The sequence below is a fragment of the Oceaniglobus roseus genome, assembly GCF_002869745.1.
Lineage (GTDB): Bacteria > Pseudomonadota > Alphaproteobacteria > Rhodobacterales > Rhodobacteraceae > Oceaniglobus > Oceaniglobus roseus.
In genome coordinates this window covers 66,091-83,098 of sequence record NZ_PNOS01000011.1, presented here as the reverse complement: position 1 = coordinate 83,098, position 17,008 = coordinate 66,091, and the positions used below count along the sequence as shown (strand labels likewise).

14 protein-coding genes are annotated in these 17,008 nt (G+C 68.3%); 3 read left to right on the top strand and 11 right to left on the bottom strand.

Features of this window, described 5'->3' with window-relative positions; translation table 11 throughout:
- Nucleotides 1-51: 51 nt before the first annotated feature.
- The 8 genes from A7B20_RS07705 to A7B20_RS07670 form a co-directional block, all read right to left on the bottom strand.
- Nucleotides 52-1,629, bottom strand: a complete 1,578-nt coding sequence (locus tag A7B20_RS07705; protein ID WP_102107986.1) for a sulfatase family protein — start codon at nt 1,627-1,629, stop codon at nt 52-54.
- 1 nt (nt 1,630) lies between these two features.
- A complete protein-coding gene (locus A7B20_RS07700) occupies nt 1,631-3,994 on the bottom strand; it encodes a TRAP transporter permease (RefSeq protein ID WP_245866674.1) in 2,364 nt (787 codons plus the stop codon).
- A 68-nt stretch (nt 3,995-4,062) separates the two neighbouring features.
- Entirely contained in the window at nt 4,063-5,112 is a 1,050-nt protein-coding gene (locus tag A7B20_RS07695) for a TAXI family TRAP transporter solute-binding subunit (RefSeq protein ID WP_102107985.1), read from the bottom strand.
- Between the two features lie 55 nt (nt 5,113-5,167).
- On the bottom strand, nt 5,168-6,058 hold the full coding sequence (locus A7B20_RS07690; protein WP_102107984.1) for an MBL fold metallo-hydrolase: 891 nt from the start codon (nt 6,056-6,058) through the stop codon (nt 5,168-5,170).
- Between the two features lie 100 nt (nt 6,059-6,158).
- On the bottom strand, nt 6,159-7,478 hold the full coding sequence (locus A7B20_RS07685; protein ID WP_102107983.1) for a TRAP transporter large permease: 1,320 nt from the start codon (nt 7,476-7,478) through the stop codon (nt 6,159-6,161).
- A 2-nt stretch (nt 7,479-7,480) separates the two neighbouring features.
- Complete coding sequence (locus tag A7B20_RS07680) at nt 7,481-7,969, bottom strand: TRAP transporter small permease (protein WP_157937622.1); 489 nt, start codon at nt 7,967-7,969, stop codon at nt 7,481-7,483.
- A gap of 51 nt (nt 7,970-8,020) precedes the next feature.
- Complete coding sequence (locus A7B20_RS07675) at nt 8,021-9,070, bottom strand: TRAP transporter substrate-binding protein (RefSeq protein ID WP_102107981.1); 1,050 nt, start codon at nt 9,068-9,070, stop codon at nt 8,021-8,023.
- A 65-nt stretch (nt 9,071-9,135) separates the two neighbouring features.
- Nucleotides 9,136-9,951, bottom strand: coding sequence for an MBL fold metallo-hydrolase (locus tag A7B20_RS07670; RefSeq protein WP_425437131.1), 816 nt, complete (start codon nt 9,949-9,951; stop codon nt 9,136-9,138).
- Nucleotides 9,952-10,409: 458 nt separating this feature from the next.
- On the opposite strand from A7B20_RS07670, the gene A7B20_RS07665 reads away from it, so the two are divergent.
- Both A7B20_RS07665 and pcaG read left to right on the top strand, forming a co-directional pair.
- Nucleotides 10,410-11,123 (top strand): dioxygenase family protein, encoded by a 714-nt coding sequence (locus A7B20_RS07665; RefSeq protein ID WP_102107979.1) that lies wholly within the window; start codon nt 10,410-10,412, stop codon nt 11,121-11,123.
- Nucleotides 11,123-11,740, top strand: coding sequence for a protocatechuate 3,4-dioxygenase subunit alpha (pcaG, locus tag A7B20_RS07660; RefSeq protein WP_157937621.1), 618 nt, complete (start codon nt 11,123-11,125; stop codon nt 11,738-11,740). The genes A7B20_RS07665 and pcaG overlap by 1 nt, the downstream gene beginning before the upstream one ends.
- 23 nt (nt 11,741-11,763) lie before the next feature.
- On the opposite strand, the gene A7B20_RS07655 is transcribed toward pcaG, so the two are convergent.
- Nucleotides 11,764-12,726 (bottom strand): 2-dehydropantoate 2-reductase, encoded by a 963-nt coding sequence (locus A7B20_RS07655; protein WP_102107977.1) that lies wholly within the window; start codon nt 12,724-12,726, stop codon nt 11,764-11,766.
- Nucleotides 12,727-12,794: 68 nt separating this feature from the next.
- Here A7B20_RS07655 and A7B20_RS07650 point away from each other — a divergent pair, with 68 nt between their 5' ends.
- A complete protein-coding gene (locus tag A7B20_RS07650) occupies nt 12,795-13,607 on the top strand; it encodes an alpha/beta fold hydrolase (protein ID WP_102108009.1) in 813 nt (270 codons plus the stop codon).
- A gap of 20 nt (nt 13,608-13,627) precedes the next feature.
- Here the strand turns inward: A7B20_RS07650 and pcaF are convergent, their stop codons facing one another.
- Both pcaF and A7B20_RS07640 read right to left on the bottom strand, forming a co-directional pair.
- On the bottom strand, nt 13,628-14,833 hold the full coding sequence (gene pcaF, locus A7B20_RS07645) for a 3-oxoadipyl-CoA thiolase (RefSeq protein ID WP_102107976.1): 1,206 nt from the start codon (nt 14,831-14,833) through the stop codon (nt 13,628-13,630).
- A complete protein-coding gene (locus A7B20_RS07640; protein WP_102107975.1) occupies nt 14,826-16,928 on the bottom strand; it encodes a 3-hydroxyacyl-CoA dehydrogenase NAD-binding domain-containing protein in 2,103 nt (700 codons plus the stop codon). The genes pcaF and A7B20_RS07640 overlap by 8 nt, the downstream gene beginning before the upstream one ends.
- Nucleotides 16,929-17,008: the final 80 nt, after the last annotated feature.

Genomic DNA, 17,008 nt, shown 5'->3' with positions numbered 1-17,008 from the left:
CGCAACCTGCGTTCCGTCGCAACCCCGGACCGCGAGGCACCTCCCGGAAGGTCATGCGGGGTGGACGGCCTTCGGGCTTTCGTCCATCTGACCGATCACACGGTCGAGGAGGCGCGCCGTCATTCCGGCCCGTACATCCGCGAACGTTGGATCGTCCCACTTGTTGTCGATGTTCTCGGGGTCCGCTTTCCGGTCGTAAAGCTCCCCCCACCCCTCGCCCGCGGGCACGATCAGTGTCCAGTCTTCGCTCATAAGGGCACGGATGCGGGCCGGTGAGCGATAGCCTTGCCGCGCGTTGGCGTCGTTGTATTCGACCATGACATCCGGGCGCTTCTCTGCCGTCTCGTCGGCGAGGACCGGCAGGAAGGATCTGCCCTGCACTCCGTTGAAGGGCGCCAGACCGGACCGCTGAAGGATCGACGGCGCGATGTCGACGGTCGAGGTCAATGCGGCGCATCGGGCCGGCTGTCGGGGAACGGCAGGATCGCTCCAGATCAGGGGAACCCTGGTGATCGACTCTCGCATCCACGGTCCCTTCAGCAGCAGGTCGCTGTCGCCGAGATAGTCGCCGTGGTCCGAGGTGAAGATCACCACCGTGTTGCCCGCGCGGCCCGATTCCTCCAGCGCCGAGAGGATCTCGCCTACCGCGTCGTCGATCATCGCGATCATGCCCGCCGTCAGCGCCATCGCCTCCCGCAGATGCCGTTCGTGCGCCATGAACGGGAAGGTGCGCGCCGCCGGTGGCGTTCCGGCCCGGAAGTCGGCGTGCAGCGTCTCCAGCGGCAGCGGGGGCGCCTTGTGATCGGCGTAGCGGGTGCCGAGGGCGAACTGGGCGGGGTCGTACATGTCCCAGTATTTTCCGGGCGGATTGAACGGGTGATGCGGGTCGGGAAACGACACGAAGGTGAAGAGCGGCCGGTCGGAGGCCGCCCGATCGCGCAGATACCGGGCCGCCCTGTCGCGGATGTAGGAGGTGGTATAGGCCTCTTCCGGCATGTCCGGGCGCAGCGCCTGCGGCACGGAATAGGCGTGCGGCAGCGCAGGCACCGGTCCGTCCGCGAGGTGGGGGTAATGCCGCCGCAACCATTGGCGATAGTGGCCCCCCGCCTCGGTTCCGTGGTCGGTCACCATGTCGACGTGGTCGAAGCCGTAATAGGGCAGCGCGATGCCGTAGCCGTCCGCGCCCCGATAGCGGTCCGGCTGTTCCTCGCCATATCGGTCCTGATCGACCTTCCACGCCTCCGCGATCGGGCCGGCGTCGGCCCGCGCGGGCAGCCGGCGGCCGATCATCGGTTGAAGGTGCGACTTGCCGATGGCCGCCGTCCGGTACCCCCCCGCGCGGAGGACGTCGACGAAGGTGTTGGCTTCCAGCGGCAGATGGCAGCCGTTGTAGCGCAGGCCGTGCACCGTCGGGAACCGCCCCGTCATGAAGCTGGCCCGGTTCGGCATGCAGACCGGCGAGGCCACGAAATACTGGTCGAACGACGTGCCCCGCGCCGCGATGCCGTCGATGTGCGGGGTCCTCACCACCGGGTGGCCATTGCATCCCAGCCAGTCGCGGCGGTGCTGGTCTGTCATGATGACAAGGAAATCGGGTCGGTCGGTGATAGCCGTCGCGAGCCGAGACATGTCAGGCCTGCCGTTCGCCGGCGGCCCTTGCGGGCGCCGAGGGGGCCTTCCTGGCCATCAGGTAGTGGCCCGCCACCACGAGAACACCGGCGAGTGTCGCGACGCCGTGAATCCAGGGATCGTGCAGGATGATCGCGACCGCCAGTGCCAGACGCAGCACCACCTGCCATGCCCGAAGCCGCGCGACGTCGAACCCGGCAAGCGCGCTGGCCAGCAGGTAGAGCGCGACGAGAAGCCTCAGGCTCAGCAGCGCGAGGTGGCCCGCATCGACCGTGCCGTCGTAGCCCGGCAGATAGACGATGCCGGTCGCCTGCGGATCGAGGACCGCCTGCGGGATCAGCAGAAGCTCGGGATAGGCGGCGAAGATGAAGGGGATGACGAACATCACGATGCCGGAGCGCAGCGCCGAGAAGCCTGTCATGATCGGATCGGCCTTGGTGATCGAGGCCGCGGCATAGGCCGCCAGCGCCACCGGCGGGGTGATCGCCGATGCGGCGGCGAAGTAGAAGATGAACATGTTCGCGGTGAAGATCGACAGGCCCAGCCCCGCCAGCACCGGCCCCATCAGGAGCGACACGTTGATGAAGGCCGGCGCCGCCGGCATCCCCATCCCCAAGAGGATCGCCAGCAGCATCGTCACGGTCAGCGCAAGGAACTGGAAGAAGCCCGCTCCGCCCTCGCCGAGGTTCAGGCTGTTGAGCCACTGCAGCACGTCGAGCGAGATGTAGAAGGGCATCCCCGTCAGCTTCAGGCTGAAGTCGATGATCGTGACCACGAGGAACATGAGGTACAGCGTCGCGATCAGAACGCCTGCATTGGACAGCGCGTCGATCAGGTTCCGCGGCCGGGCCCGCATGGCGGGGTCGAGGAACAGCAGACCCATCAGCAGCAGAACCGCCCACCACCCGGCGCCTCCCACGTCACCGGCGGCATTCTGCAACAGTTGCAGCAGCCATGGCAGGTCGCGGGCAATGCATCCGTTCGCGGTGATGCTCTGCTCGACGCCCAACAGGCTGCCGAAGACACCGCAGCCGACGGCCTCCTTCGGGGTCAGCAGCAGCGTCGTGATCAGGACGATCGGCGCGAAGATCATCAAGAGGTTCAGCAGGTCCTGACGGCTCAGGTGCATCTCCGCCGTGAACTCGCCCACCGCCTGGATGTTCTGGCGGCGGGCCTGGAACACGACGGTCAGGAACAGGCACAGGAAATAGGCAACGGCGGGGATCAATGCGGCGACGATCACGTCCCCGTAGGGCACCCCCGTCATCGCCGCCAGGATGAAGGCCGCCACGCCCATCACCGGCGGCATGATGGTGCCGCCCGAGGATGCCGCCGCCTCGACCCCGCCGGCGAAGGTCTTCGAGAAGCCGCGCTTGAGCATCATCGGGATGGTCAGCACGCCGGTGGACAGCACGTTGACGACCGGCCCGCCCGATATCGTGCCGAACATCGCCGAGGACACGATCGCCGCATGGGCCGGGCCGCCGCGCAGCGACCGCGTCCAGCGGAAGGCAAGCTTGATGAGCGACTGCCCGCCCGCCGACACGCCGAAGAGCGAGCCGAGGATGAGATAGGGAAAGATCTCGTTCAGGACGATGGACATGAACCGCCCCAATAGGCCCGAGGCGTTGCTGGTCAGGATGTCGTGGACCCGCGAATAGCCGTCCGCGAGGGTGCGCGGTTCTCCGCCCAGCTTGGTGATGAAGTACTTGTTGATGCCGGTATCGCCGAAGGCATACCAGATGCCGATGGTGGTGAAGGCCCATGCGACGACGATGATCGCCACGATCACCAGCGGCAGGCCCCAGACCCGGACCGCATTGGCCAGGAACACGACGATCGACAGGCCGACGATGCCGACCAGCCAGCCGCCCAGCGTGTTGAGGCACTGCGGATCGTCCACGGTCGACGGCTCCGGCATCCCGAACAGCGCGGCATTCTCCTTCTCGATCCGCAGCGCCTCGCCGATCAGGCGCGCCCGGTCGCCGGTGATCTGGTCGGCGAGGCAGACCGACTGGATCTCGTTCAGGTAGGCCAGCGAGATCGCGCCCGCCGCCACGACGAGCGCGATGTCGAGCGCCAGCGCCAGCGGGCTGCGGACCCCTTCCAGCTTGCGGGTGTTGTACTGCCGAAGGGCGACGATCAGCATCATCACGAAGAAGGCGATCGGGTAGAAGTATTCGAACGGGAAGCGGCGGATGCGCAACGCCGTCTGGTCGGTCAGGTCGGCGAACAGCGCGTCCAGCCCCGGAATGCCGGGCATGGCGTTGAACAGCCCGACCACCACGAAGGCGAAGGCCAGCCAGTAGGCGAGGCGGATCGAGAAGGTGTTTGCCTGAACGGCGGAAGGATCGTGATCGGCCATGTTGCACCCGTTTGAGAACTGGCGGCCGAGGTCCGGCCGCCGGTCTTGACTGATGGTGTCGCCTCAGGTCAGGACGCGGGCTTGGCGCAATCCGGCACGGTATGGCCGGCCTCTTCCCAGGCCGCGACGGCACCGGGGTGGTACTTGACCGGGTTGGGGCCGCACATTCCGGTCTCGGCCGCGTCGATCGCGCCCAGCAGCGCGTAGCGCATGTAGGGGGCCTTGCCTTCGAAGGCGGCGATGTTCTTCAGCATCAGCGCGGTCATCGCCTTGGCCGTGTCGAAATCCATGTCGGAATTCACCACGATGGCCCCCGCCGTCACCGGGCTGCGCCAGGTGTCGTCCTCGGAGCTGATGGTCACGTTCTCCTGCTGCGGCAGCTCGGCGATCGGGATCTCGTAGCCGACGGTGCCGGGGCTGGAGAGGTACTTCTGGAACGGCTCGCTGTCATAGGCGGCCTTGGGCACGGAATAGAGGGTCAACGCGCCGGCGGCGGAGGCCTGGGTGATCCGGTCGTCCGGGAAGTAGATCGGCAGCACCATGGCGTCGCCGGATCCGTCGGCGATGAATTGCGACATCTGCCCCCAGTTCGACTGCACCCCCTCGTAGCCCTTGCCGTCCTCGAGGCCCGCGATGATCTGGATCATCGCCCGCGCATTGGCGAGCGCGCCGCCCGAGGGCGGGCCGTTGATGATGCGCTTGCCCTCGAGCGTGTCCCAGCCCGACACGTTCGAGCTGTCGTAGGAATAAAGGCTCATGGCACCGAAGCTTATGGTGAAGAGCGCAGACACCTTGCCCACCAGCTGCGTGCCCTCCTCTGCCCCGATCGAGGCATAGGGGCCGGCGCCGCGCGACAGCAGGAACGGAGCGATCAGCGGCACCGGGGCCACGTCCGTCGTCCCCCGCGCCACGTTGACCAGCGAATCCGTCAGGGTCTGGCCGTCCTGCACCTGGAAATCCGCGATGCCCTCGGCCCCGGCGAGTTCGGCCAGCACCATGATCGTGGTCAGCGGCGTGCTGCCCGGGTTCGAGCCTTCGGCGGTCATGGTCTGCGCCTGCGCCGCGAGGGCGATGCAGGATGCCGCCGCGGCGACGCCGAGTGTTGCGGTGATCTTCATGAGGTTTCCTCCCTTGTGGCCGGACCGGTCCGGCGTTTGAAATGCCTGCACGAACCTAGCCGCGCGCCGTCTCTCCCGAGTGGATCGCGATGGATGCGCCGAAGCGGATGACGGTCAGATCGCGGGCCACCATGACGGGCTGGTCGTACTCCTGTCCCACCTCCTCCAGCAGCTCGGCGAGGCTGGGCGCGTCGGGCGCTTTGAGGACGACATGCGTCAGCATCGCGACCTTGGGACCGACCTGCGCGAAGACGCGGCCGACCTCGCGCGGGGTGATGTGATGCTCCAGCACCGTGCGCGCGTGCGGATCGCGTTCCAGCGTCTCGGCCCGCGCCATGGCGACCTCGTGCACCAGGACGTCGGTCCCTTCGGCGTGTTTGATCAGGTTGTCGCAATAGCGGGTGTCGTGGCTGTGCACGAAGACATGCCCGCCATACTCGACCCGGTAGCCGAAGGCAGGCTTCACGAATTCGCCGTGGTCGACCTCGAAGGCGACGATCCGCAGGCCGTTCTCCTCCAGCACGACGCCTTCGGTCAGCACGCCCACATCGAGGCGGTGCAGCTTGGCGTCGATCTCGCTGTCGGCCACGCGGATGTTGCGATCTGCGCTGGTGAAGGCCCACAGGCCCTCCGCGACCTCGCGCACGCCTTCGGGCGCGATCAGGCGCAGCGGCCTTTTCCGACCGCCCCAGGGCGCCGGGATCGCCCCGGTCATCACGATGTCGGGCAGCGCCGCGTAATGGTCCGAATGGAAGTGCGAGATCAGCACCGCGTCGATGGAACCGACCGGTACACCGAGCTGCGCCAGTCGCACCACGGCACCGCGGCCGCAATCGAGAAGGACACGCATCCCCCCCGCCTCGACCAGGGTGCTGGTGCCGAACTTGTGCCCGTCTGGCTGAGGGGTGCCCGTACCGAGCAGGGTGATCTTCAGGGTCTGGTCCATGGCATCCTCCCGATGCGCTCGGGCGCTTGGCGCGCCCGTACTCGATTATCCCGCCGATGGTGCGCCCATCGCTTCGGGGCGGACGCCATGGCCTGTTCGGTCAGGACCAGACATCGACCAGCCAGAAGCTGAGGGCCGGGAAGGCGATCAGGAGCCCGATGCGGACGAACTCCGACATGATGAACGGCACCGTGCCCCGGAAGATCGCCGCGGTGGGAATGTCCTTCGCGATGGCGGATATGATGAAGAGGTTCATCCCCACCGGCGGCGTGATCATGCCGAGCTCCACCACCACGAGGGTCAGGATGCCGAACCAGAGCGCCTGCTGTTCCGGCAGGAGTCCGAAGTCGAGGCTCATCATCGTGGGAAAGAACACGGGCACGGTCAGCACGATCATCGAGAGGCTGTCCATCACGCATCCCATCACGAGGTAGAACCCCACGATCAGGAGCAGGACGGTCATCGGTCCGATCTCCGCGGCGATGAAACAGTCCGCCAGCGTCGTCGGCGCCCGCGACAGCGCCATCGCCACGTTGAAGATGTCGGCGCCGAACAGGATGACGAAGATCATCGCGCTCGTCGCCGCCGTCTCGACCAGGCTTTCGACAAGGGCGTCCAGCGACAGGGCGCGCGTGAAGACGCCCACGGCGGCGGTCAGAACCACGCCGATGGAGGCGCCCTCGGCCGGGGTGAAGAAGCCGCCGTAGATGCCGCCCAGCACCACGACGAAGATGCCGACGATGTGCCAGATGCTGCCGAGGCTCTTCAGCCGGATCCGCAGGCTCGCCTTCTGCTGCAACGGCGCGGCATCGGTGAAGATGCGGACGTAGATCGCGATGGCGATGATGAAGCCCAGGACGGCAAGCACGGCCGGGACCGTCGCGGCCAGGAACAGCTTGACGATGTTCTGCTCGGTCAGAAGCGCATAGATGATCAGCACGATGGACGGCGGAATCAGGATCCCGAGCGTGCCCCCCGCGGCCAGCGCGCCCGACGACAGAGCGCCGCTGTAGCGATGCTTCTGCATCTCGGGCAGCGCGACCTTCGCCATGGTGGATGCCGTGGCGATGGACGAGCCGGAGATGGACCCGAACATCGCGCATCCGGCGACCGCGGCCATGGCAAGGCCGCCGCGCCAGTGCCCGATCCAGGCGTTGGACGCCGCGAAAAGCGCGGAGGAAATCCCGGTCTGCGTGGCCAGGTGGCCCATCAGGATGAAAAGCGGGATGATCGCCAGGTCATAGGACATGAACTTGTCCGGCCAGGCGGTGGACAGGTAGGCAAGCAGACTGGCGGGGCCGGACAGCAGGACATAGCCGACCGCCCCGATGGCCCCCATTGCAAGGCCGATGGGGGCGCGCAGGACGATGGCACCCAGCAGGCAGGCGACCAGGACGACGGCCAGAAGGGTCGGATCCATCCTCAGTGCCCCGTCTGCACGATGGGTTGCCGCGGCAGCACGAAGACCTGCGCGAAGGCGATCAGGCTGGCCGCGCCGGTGCCGAGGGCCGACGGAATATAGGCCCACCACACCGGGACGGACAGAAGCATGGTCCGGTCGCCGTAGGCCCGGATCTCCGCGAGGCCCTGAAGGGTCAGATAGCACACCGCCGCCCAGCCAAGCGCGAAGCCCAAGAGCCAGATCCAGTCGAGGCCCGTCCGCACGCGCCGCGGCAGCCATTCCGTGAACAGGTCCACCATCACGTGACCGCGGTTCAGCTGGCACAGCGGCAGGAACAGTCCCGCCGCCGCGACGCAGGACATCTCGACCATCTCGAAATCGCCGCGCAGCCCCTGAAGTCCGACGATACGCATGACGACGGAAAGCGTGACCGCAACGGCGACGCCGAAGACGACCGCCCCGCCAAGGGCGGCAAGGATCCGGGCAAGCCTGTCCATCCAGACCAGCATGGGGGAGGCGCCTCCCCCATGTCCGGGCCACAACGCGGTCCAACCGGTCATCTACGCGCCCTGATCCAGCAGCGCGTTCGCCCGCGCCAGGATCGCGGCACCGTCATGGCCCGCGGCATCCAGGGTCTTCTGCCATTCGGTATAGATCGGCTGCGCCGCCTCCTGCCAGCTGGCGATCTCCCCGGCCGGGATCTCGACGATCTCGTTGCCCTGCTCTTGCACCATCTTCCGTCCGACCGCCTCGAACTCGTCGAAGGTCTTGCCGATGCGGCGCGACAGCTCGATCCCGGAATGGGCGTCGATCACGCCGCGCAGGTCGTCGGACAGTCCCTCGTACTTGCCCGCGTTCATCAGCAGCACGTTGGTGTTGGCATAAAGGCCGCGGGCCCCCGGAGCCGCCTCGCTGGAGGATTTCGTGAGCTCTTGAAGCTTGAAGGGCGGCACGACCTCGTAGGGAAGGCAGCAGCCGTCGATCACGCCGTTGCTGAGGCCGACGACCATCTCGGTCACCGGGAAGAACACCGGCTCGGCCCCGAGCGCCGTCAGAAGCTCGCCCATGCCGGCATTGGGGCTGCGGATCTTCCTGCCCTTCAGATCCTCGGCGGTGCGCACGGTGCCCTCGCGCATGTGAAGCTTGCCGCCGTCGTGGCTCCAGAAGGCGAGCGGCTTCATGCCCCTGAACTCGTCGCCGCCGAATTCGTCCATCAGCCTGTGCAGCGCGACGGAGGTTTCCTCGGCATGCTTGGCGAGAAACGGCAGACCCATGGTTTCGGCGACGGGATAGCGGCCGGGGGTGTAGGTCGGCAGGGCCCATGCCATGTCGACGATGCCCTTGTTGACCTGGTCGGCCAGCTGCGGCGGCTTGCCGCCCAGCTGCATCGCCGGGAAGATCTGCACCTCGATCGCGCCATTCGACGCCTCGGCCAGTTCCGCGGCCCAGGGTTCGAAGAACTGGGCATGCATCGGCGCGACGGGCGGCAGGAAGTGGTGCAGGCGCAGGGTCACTTCGGCCGCGGACGCGCGCCGGACCAGAGCCGGGGTGGCGATGAGGGCGGCGACGCCGGCCAGCACCTGACGGCGCGACGGTTTGAATGATGTCATGGATGGACCTCCCGATGTTCCAGATGTCGTGTTGCCCGCGCAGGCCCGGCCTGTGGCGGGAAAGGCTATTTGCCCTGCTCCGCCTGCAGCCGCTCCGCCGCCCGGTCCCGCAGGAACGCGATCTGCGCCAAGAGCCCCTCGGGATTCACCAGCACGTGCGCCTCGCCCGGCGCGCGGGCGGCCAGCGCCTGGCGATCCTCGTCGAGGTTGTTGGAGAAGCCGTGGGTGGACAGATGGACGTCGATCCCGTTGCCGGGCGCCTCGACCAGCGCGCGCAGGTGATCGACGCTCGCGATATAGGCCTCGACCTGCTCCGGCCCCTCGATCGCGTTGAGGCCGAGGCCCCCGATGGTGATCGCGCGGTAGGTCTCGTCGCCATCCTTCACGTCGAAGGTATAGGACGCGGTGCCCCAGGTGTGGCCCGGCGTCTCGATGACGGTGAAGGTATTGCCGCCCAGAGTGATCCGGTCGCCATCGGCGGCCACCATGTCGGGGGCGATCATCTTCCACGCGCGCGGCGTGCCCTCGGAGGCCGCGGCACCTGCCATCGCCTCGTCCCAGCCGCCCCGCGTCATCACGAAGGTGGCGTTCGGCAGAAGCGGTTTGAGCGCCGCGGCACCGCCCACATGGTCGAAATGACCGTGGGTCATCAGGACGTAGCGGATGTCGGACAAATCCGTGCCGGTCTGCGCGATGTTGTCGATCAGGGTCTGCTGGAAGGGTCCGTAAAGCGTGTCGATCAGCACGGTGCCCTCATCGGTGTGCACCAGCCAGGCCGACACCCAGCAGATGCCGACGTAATCGACGTTGTCGAAGGCCTTCCACGGCGCGACGGCCTGCGCCTCGGGCGTGTTGAGCCAGCGGCCGAGATCCGGCGGCATTTTCCCCGTCTTTCCGAATTCGGCGAACCGCTGCTGGATCTGGCCCGACGGGCAGCCGTCGAACAACGCCTGCGCGGACACCGCCCCCGCCGCGCCAAGCGACAGGACGACACCGGCGACGATCTGGCGAACCATTGCAACCATTTCGGCCACTCCTCCCCTTCCCGCACCCCGCCGCAACCTCCTCGCGACGGCGATCCGGCTTCATCCGAACGCTGCGGCTTCGGATCTCATCCCTAAAAGTTATATAACTAGCTTTTCAAATGTCCGCAATCGGATTCTTGCCTAACGGCGTTCGCTGCTCCGATGATCGCGCCGTCAGGACGTACACGACGCCGGAAATCCGAACCTTGACATTAAGCTATAAACATAGCTTATAGCCTTTGCAACGGACGTTTAAGCCCGGCTTCGGCCGGACGGGCCGATCGTCCGGCACCCCACGGGAGGAGGCAAAGACCATGACCAAAGCTTCTGCGACAAGGGCCTACGATCCCTGGCCGGAGGGCGTGCAGCCCAGCGTTCCGATCGAGGGCTACACCAACACCTGGACGCATACGCCCTCGCAACCGGCGTTCAAGCGGCCCGTGACGCGGACCGATACCACCGGCCCGGCCGAGCTGTGGCGCAAGCTGGTCTGCGGCGACAACAACCTCGCGGCAAGCCGGACCGGCAAGCTGGCGCAGGGCCTGCTGATGCAGGTCTCGGGCCGAATCCTCGACGAGGACGGACGCCCCGTCCCCGGCGCCATCGTGGAACTCTGGCAGGCGAATGCCGCCGGTCGCTACACCCATGCGCTCGACCAGCGCGCGGCACCGCTCGACCCCAATTTCCTCGGCCATGGCCGCGTGCGCTCGGACGAGAACGGCGCCTACAGCTTCCTGACGATCAAGCCGGGCGCCTATCCGGTCCCGGTCAAGGACACCTGGTGGCGCCCGCCGCACATCCACTTCTCGGTCCTCGGGCCCAGCACGCTGTCGCGGCTGGTGACGCAGATGTATTTCCCGGGCGATCCCCTGAACGACTGGGACCGCATCCTCAATTCGGTCGGCGACGAGGGCGCGCGTAAGCGGCTGGTCGCGACCCAGATTCACCCCGCCGAGGTCGGCGTCGACCACCTCGGCTTTCGCCACGACATCGTCCTGCGCGGACGCAACGCGACGCCGGAGGCATGATGCCGACCCCTGCCCAACCCCGCCACATCCCGCTGTCGCAGCACACCATCGGGCCGTTCTTCCCGGCGGATTTCTTCCAGCCTGGCGACAACGACCTGACGCGCCTGTCCGCCGATGCGGCGCCCACCACGCAAGGCACGCCTTTCCTGCTGACCGGCACGGTCCGCAAGGAAGGCGGAGAGCCGGTCGCCAACGCCATCCTGGAGCTCTGGCAGGCCGATGCGGCAGGCCGCTTCCGCCATCCCGATGACCCGGAGGGCGACCGGGCCGATCCGGATTTCCTGGGCTGGGGCCGGGCGTGGTCGACCGCGGAAGGCGCCTATTCCTTCCGGTCCATCCGCCCGGGATCCTACGCCGAGAATGGCCGCATGCGCGCGCCGCACCTGAACATCATCGTCATGGGCATCGGGCTGATGCGCAACGCCGAGACGACGCTCTTCTTCCCCGAGAACGCGCAGGCCAATGCCGCAGATCCGGTCCTGTCCGTCCTTCCGGAAGACCTGCGGCACCTGCTGGTGCTGCGCGATCTGGGCAAGGCGGACGGCGTGCAGACCTACGGTTTCGACATCCTGCTGCGGGGGCCGCGGGGGCAGGAAACCCCCTTCTTCGAATCGTGACCGCCGGGGCCCGGCCGGACCTTTCAGGTCCGGCTTCTGTCCAGCAGCCGCGTCAGGCCATAGACCCCGTCCATGACCGGCGTGCGCACGTCCAGCCTGCGCGCCAGTTCGACCAGCGCGCCAAGGATCGGGTCCAGTTCCAGCGCGCGCCCGGCGTCGAGGTCCTGCAGCATCGACGTGCGGAACGCGCCCAGCTTGCGCGTCATGTCGATCCGCGCGGGGATGTCGTCGAAGCCGGTCAGGCCGATGCGGGTGCCCACGGCCGACATCTCCTCCATCATGGCGATGGCAAGGCCGCGCACGCCGTCGTCGTCCAGCATGGTGGACAGATCCGCCCGCGACAGCGCCGAGAGCGGGTTCATGTTGGAATTGCCCCAGAGCTTGCTCCAGACATCGTGGTGAATCCGGTCGCTGGCACTGGCGGGGAGGCCGCCCGCGGCCAGGTGCCGGGCGATCTCGGGCGCGTGCCCGCCCTGCCCCGCATCCCCCAGCAGTACGCGGTTCGCCGCCACGAGGCGGATGCGCCCCGGCGCCTCCACCCGGCTGCCGGCGTGGACGACCGCGCCGACCACGCGGTCTGCGGGCATCAGCTGCGCCAGGGCGCCGCCCGGATCGACGGCGTCGAGGTGCAGGCCATGCGCGGGGCCGCCGAACGCCTCGAAATACCACCAGGGCAGACCGTTGATCGCGGCCACCACGGTTGTCTCCGGACCGAGGGCAGCCTCGATATGGGGGGCCAGCCCCGGCAGATCGTGCGCCTTCAGCCCCAGCAGCAGCACGTCGACGTCCCGCAAGTCGGCGGGATCGTCGGTGGCCCTCACATCGAAGCTGCGCACCGCCGCCCCGTCGTCGAGCGTCAGCCCGCCGGCCCGCAGGGCCTCCAGCGTCTTGCCGCGTGCGAGGACCGTCGCCGTCGCGCCAGCCTCGACAAAGCCGCAGGTCAGCCAGCCGCCGATCGCGCCGGCACCGATGACACCCAGTTTCATGAACTGTCTCCCTTCCCTGAACGCACTTGTGCGCCCATCCTTGTTGAAAATTGCAGCTCGCACGCATGATGACCAGCACCCCCCGGACCAAAGCCGACGACGTTCACCAGCGGCAGCTGAGCCGTGACGGCATCACCCTGCACTACCGCGTCTGCGGCGCAGGGCCTTCGGTCGTGCTGATCCCTTCGCTCGGGCGCGGGACTGAGGATTTCGACCCGCTTCTGCCGCCCCTGCTGCAGGCCGGGCTGCGCCTGATCCTGCCGGAGCCGCGCGGCATCGGCGGCTCCTCGCCGTTGCGCGACGGCGAGACGCTGCACCAAATGGCGGCCGACGTCGCCGCGATCATCGCGGCCGAGGCGGCGGGCCCCGCGGTTCTGGTCGGCCACGCCGCCGGAAACTGGGTGGCGCGCGTGCTGGCCCACGATCGGCCCGACCTGACGCGCGCTGTGGCCCTCGTCGCCGCCATCGTGACCAACGTGGTACCGGAAGGCGTGAAGACCTCGATCTCGGCCAGCTTCGACATGGCGCTGCCGGACGAAGAGCGGCTCGGCCACCTGAGGGCGGTCTATTTCGCCGCCGCCTCCGACGCCTCGGTCTGGCTGGACGGCTGGTGGCCCGAGGTCTCCGCCGCGCAACGCGAGGCTGCCCGCCTGACCCGTGACCAGGACTGGATCCGCGTCGCGGACCGATTTGAGACCCTCTATGTCGGGGCGGCCGAGGACGTGATCTCGCCACCGCCGGACCTTGACGTTCTGCGCGACAAGATCGGTCCCAAGGCCGATTGCGTCGTCATCCCGGGCGCGGGCCACGCGCTCCTGCCCGAACAGCCGGAGGCCGTGGCGCAGGCGCTGGCGGACTGGGTCGGCGGCCTGCCCGGCTGAGCGGGGCCCGCGCGCGCCCCTCAAACCGCCGCGATGGCCAGCGCGATGCCCTGTCCCACCCCGATGCACATGGTCGACAGGGCGCGTTTGCCCCCCGTCTCGCGCAATTCCAGCGCCGCGGTCCCGACGATGCGCGCCCCGGACATTCCCAGCGGATGGCCCAGGGCAATCGCCCCGCCGTTGGGGTTCACGCGGGGATCGTCGTCCGCGATGCCGAGGTCCCGCAACGTCGCCAGTCCCTGGCTCGCGAAGGCCTCGTTCAGCTCGATCACGTCGAAATCCGGCTGCGACAGCCCGAGCCGCGCCATCAGCTTTTTCGACGCCGGGGCCGGGCCGAAGCCCATGATCCGCGGCGGCACCCCGGCGGTCGCGCCGCCGAGGACGCGCGCGATGGGTGTCAGGCCATGTGCCCGCGCCGCATCTTCGGAGGCGAGGATCAGGGCGGCGGCCCCGTCGTTGACGCCCGAGGCGTTGCCCGCCGTCACCGACCCGCCCGCGCGGAACGGCGCACGCAGCCTGGCCAACCCTTCCAGCGTGGTGTCGGGGCGCGGATGCTCGTCGGTGTCGACGACGACCGGATCGCCCTTGCGCTGCGGAATCTCGACCGGCGTGATCTCGGCCGCGAGCCGCCCGCGCGCCATCGCCGCCGCGGCCCGTTGTTGGGACCGCAGGGCGAAGGCGTCCTGATCTTCGCGGCTGATATTGAAATCCTCGGCCACGTTCTCGGCCGTTTCGGGCATCGAATCGACGCCGTACTGCGCCTTCATCAGCGGATTGACGAAGCGCCAGCCGATAGTCGTGTCCTCGATGGCGGCCTGCCGCGAAAAGGCGCTGTCGGCCTTGGGCAGGACGAAGGGCGCGCGGCTCATGTTCTCGACTCCGCCCGCGATCATCAGCTCGGTCTCTCCGGCGCGGATCGCGCGGGCGGCGGTCATCACCGCATCCATCCCCGATCCGCAGAGGCGGTTCATCGTGGTGCCCGGCACCGTCTCGGGCAGGCCCGCGAGCAGCGCCGCCATCCGGGCGACGTTGCGGTTGTCCTCGCCCGCCTGGTTGGCGCAGCCGAAGATCACATCGTCCACGGCAGCCCAGTCGACGCCCGCATTGCGGGCCATCAGGGCGCGCAGCGGGATCGCCGCCAGATCGTCGGCCCGGACCTGTGACAGCGCCCCGGCGTAGCGGCCGATGGGCGTCCGGATGTAGTCGCAGATGAAGACGTCACGCATGGCCGGATTTCCTTTTCTCGATCTCGTCCCGCTCGGTCCGCAGCGGGGCGAGCATTCCATTGACGTTGCCGGTTCCGTATCCCGGACCGGCGGCCCCCGCGACGGCCTGCATCATGCCGTCGATGCGCGCGCGCGGCTCAGCCGACGCCCACCAGAGCGGGCCGCCGCGCCACCGCGGAAACCCGTAGCCATGCACCAGCGCCACGTCGATGTCGCCGGGCCGCTGTGCCACGCCTTCGTCCAGCACCAGCGCCGCCTCGTTCAGGATCGCGCCGAGCAGGCGATCCCGGATCTCTGCCGCGGTAAAGCGGCGGGGGCTTATGCCCTTGGCGGCGCGCGCCTTTTCGATGATCACGGCGGCCGCCTCGGATGGCGACGTCTTGCCGCCCTCGTAATCGTAATACCCCCCGCCGGTCTTGCGTCCGAACCGCCCCGCCTCGCACAGCCGGTCAGGAACATCGACATATCGCATCCGAGGATCGCGGGTGCCCGCCTGCCGCTTTCGCATGGCCCAGGCGATGTCGAGCCCCGACACGTCGCCCACCGCGAAGGGCCCCATGGCGAAACCGAAGGCGGTCGCGGCGTTGTCCACCTCCATGGGTGTCGCGCCCTCCTCCACCAGATACTCCGCGTGGCGGCGATAAGCGGCATAGATGCGGTTGCCGATGAAGCCCTCGGCCACCCGCGACACCACCGGCTGCTTGCCCAGCCGCCTGGCGAAGGCAAGGGATGTCGCCAGCGCGCGGTCGGATGCGCTGTCGGTCCGGACGATCTCCAGAAGTTTCATGATGTCGGCGGGGCTGAAGAAATGCAGGCCGACGACATCGGCGGCGCGACCGGTGACCGAGGCCATCTCGTCGATGTCGAGGTAGGAGGTATTGGTCGCGAGGATCGCGCCCGGTTTCAGGATCCGGTCGAGCGCGGCGAAAAGCTCCTTCTTCACCGCCATGTCCTCGAACACCGCCTCGATCACCAGATCGCAGTCCGCCAGATCGTCCAAGTGATCGGTGGTCGTCAACCGCGCCGTGCGGTCCGCGGCGGCGTCTGCGGTCAAGCGCCCCTTGGCCACGGCGGCGTCGAGCGACCTGCCGATGGCCTCTGCCGCCGCGTCGCGGGCTTCGGCGTTCCGTTCGGCGAGCGTGACCGGCAGGCCGGCCGCCAGCACCGCCCGGCAGATGCCTTGGCCCATGGTGCCGCCGCCGACGATCCCGACCCGAGCGATATCGGCCGGATCGTCGGTCAGCCCGTCGATCCGCGTCGCGGCGCGTTCGGCGAAGAACAGGTGCCGCAGCGCGAAGGCTTCCTCCTGCAACCGCAGCGTCTGGAAGGCGGCGCGCTCGATGCGCAGCGCCTCCTCGACCGACTCCTCGGCCGAGAGCTTCACCAGGCGGATCGCCTCGGCGACGTTCGGACGGCCCTTGCCGCGCTTCAGGGCATCGGCCTCGGCCTTTTCGACGGCGCCTGCGTCGGCGGGCGGCACCGGCCGGTCGCGCAGCCTGCGCTTGGCGGGCGCGGCCGTGATCGCGGCCTCGGCGGCGGCGATCAGCGCCTCGGGCGTGGCGCTCTCTGCCAGCGCGTCGATGATTTTCAGCCGCAGCGCCTCCTCCGCCTTCACCCTGCGACCCGAGCAGACCAATTCCATCGCTTCTGCCAGTCCGGTCAGGCGCGGCAGGCGTTGCGTGCCGCCTGCCCCCGGCACCATGCCAAGCGTCACCTCGGGCAGACCCAGCACCGCGCCGGGTGCCGCAACACGCAGATCGCAGCCCAAAGCCAGCTCGAACCCGCCGCCAAGGCACGCGCCATGGATCGCGGCGCAGACGGGGTGCGGACTGTCCTCGATCGCGGCGATGACCTGCGGCAGTTCGGGGGCCGCCAGCGGTGCGCCGAATTCGCTGATGTCGGACCCGGCGATGAAGCTGCGTCCGGCCCCGAGGATCACGATGCCCGCCAGGTCCCGCCCGGCAAGGTGTTCGAGAGACGAAAGAAGACCCGCGCGCACCGCCGTCGAGCCGGCGTTCACCGGGGGATTGTCGATGGTCACGATGCCGACCCTGTCCCGCACCTGCACGTGAACGACGCTGTGATCCTGGGTCATTGGCCCCTCATGCTACCGGACTGTCCAAGGCTGGCCCGCGCCGATGCATGAATGCCATTCCGCAGCCGCCCCACTTCCTT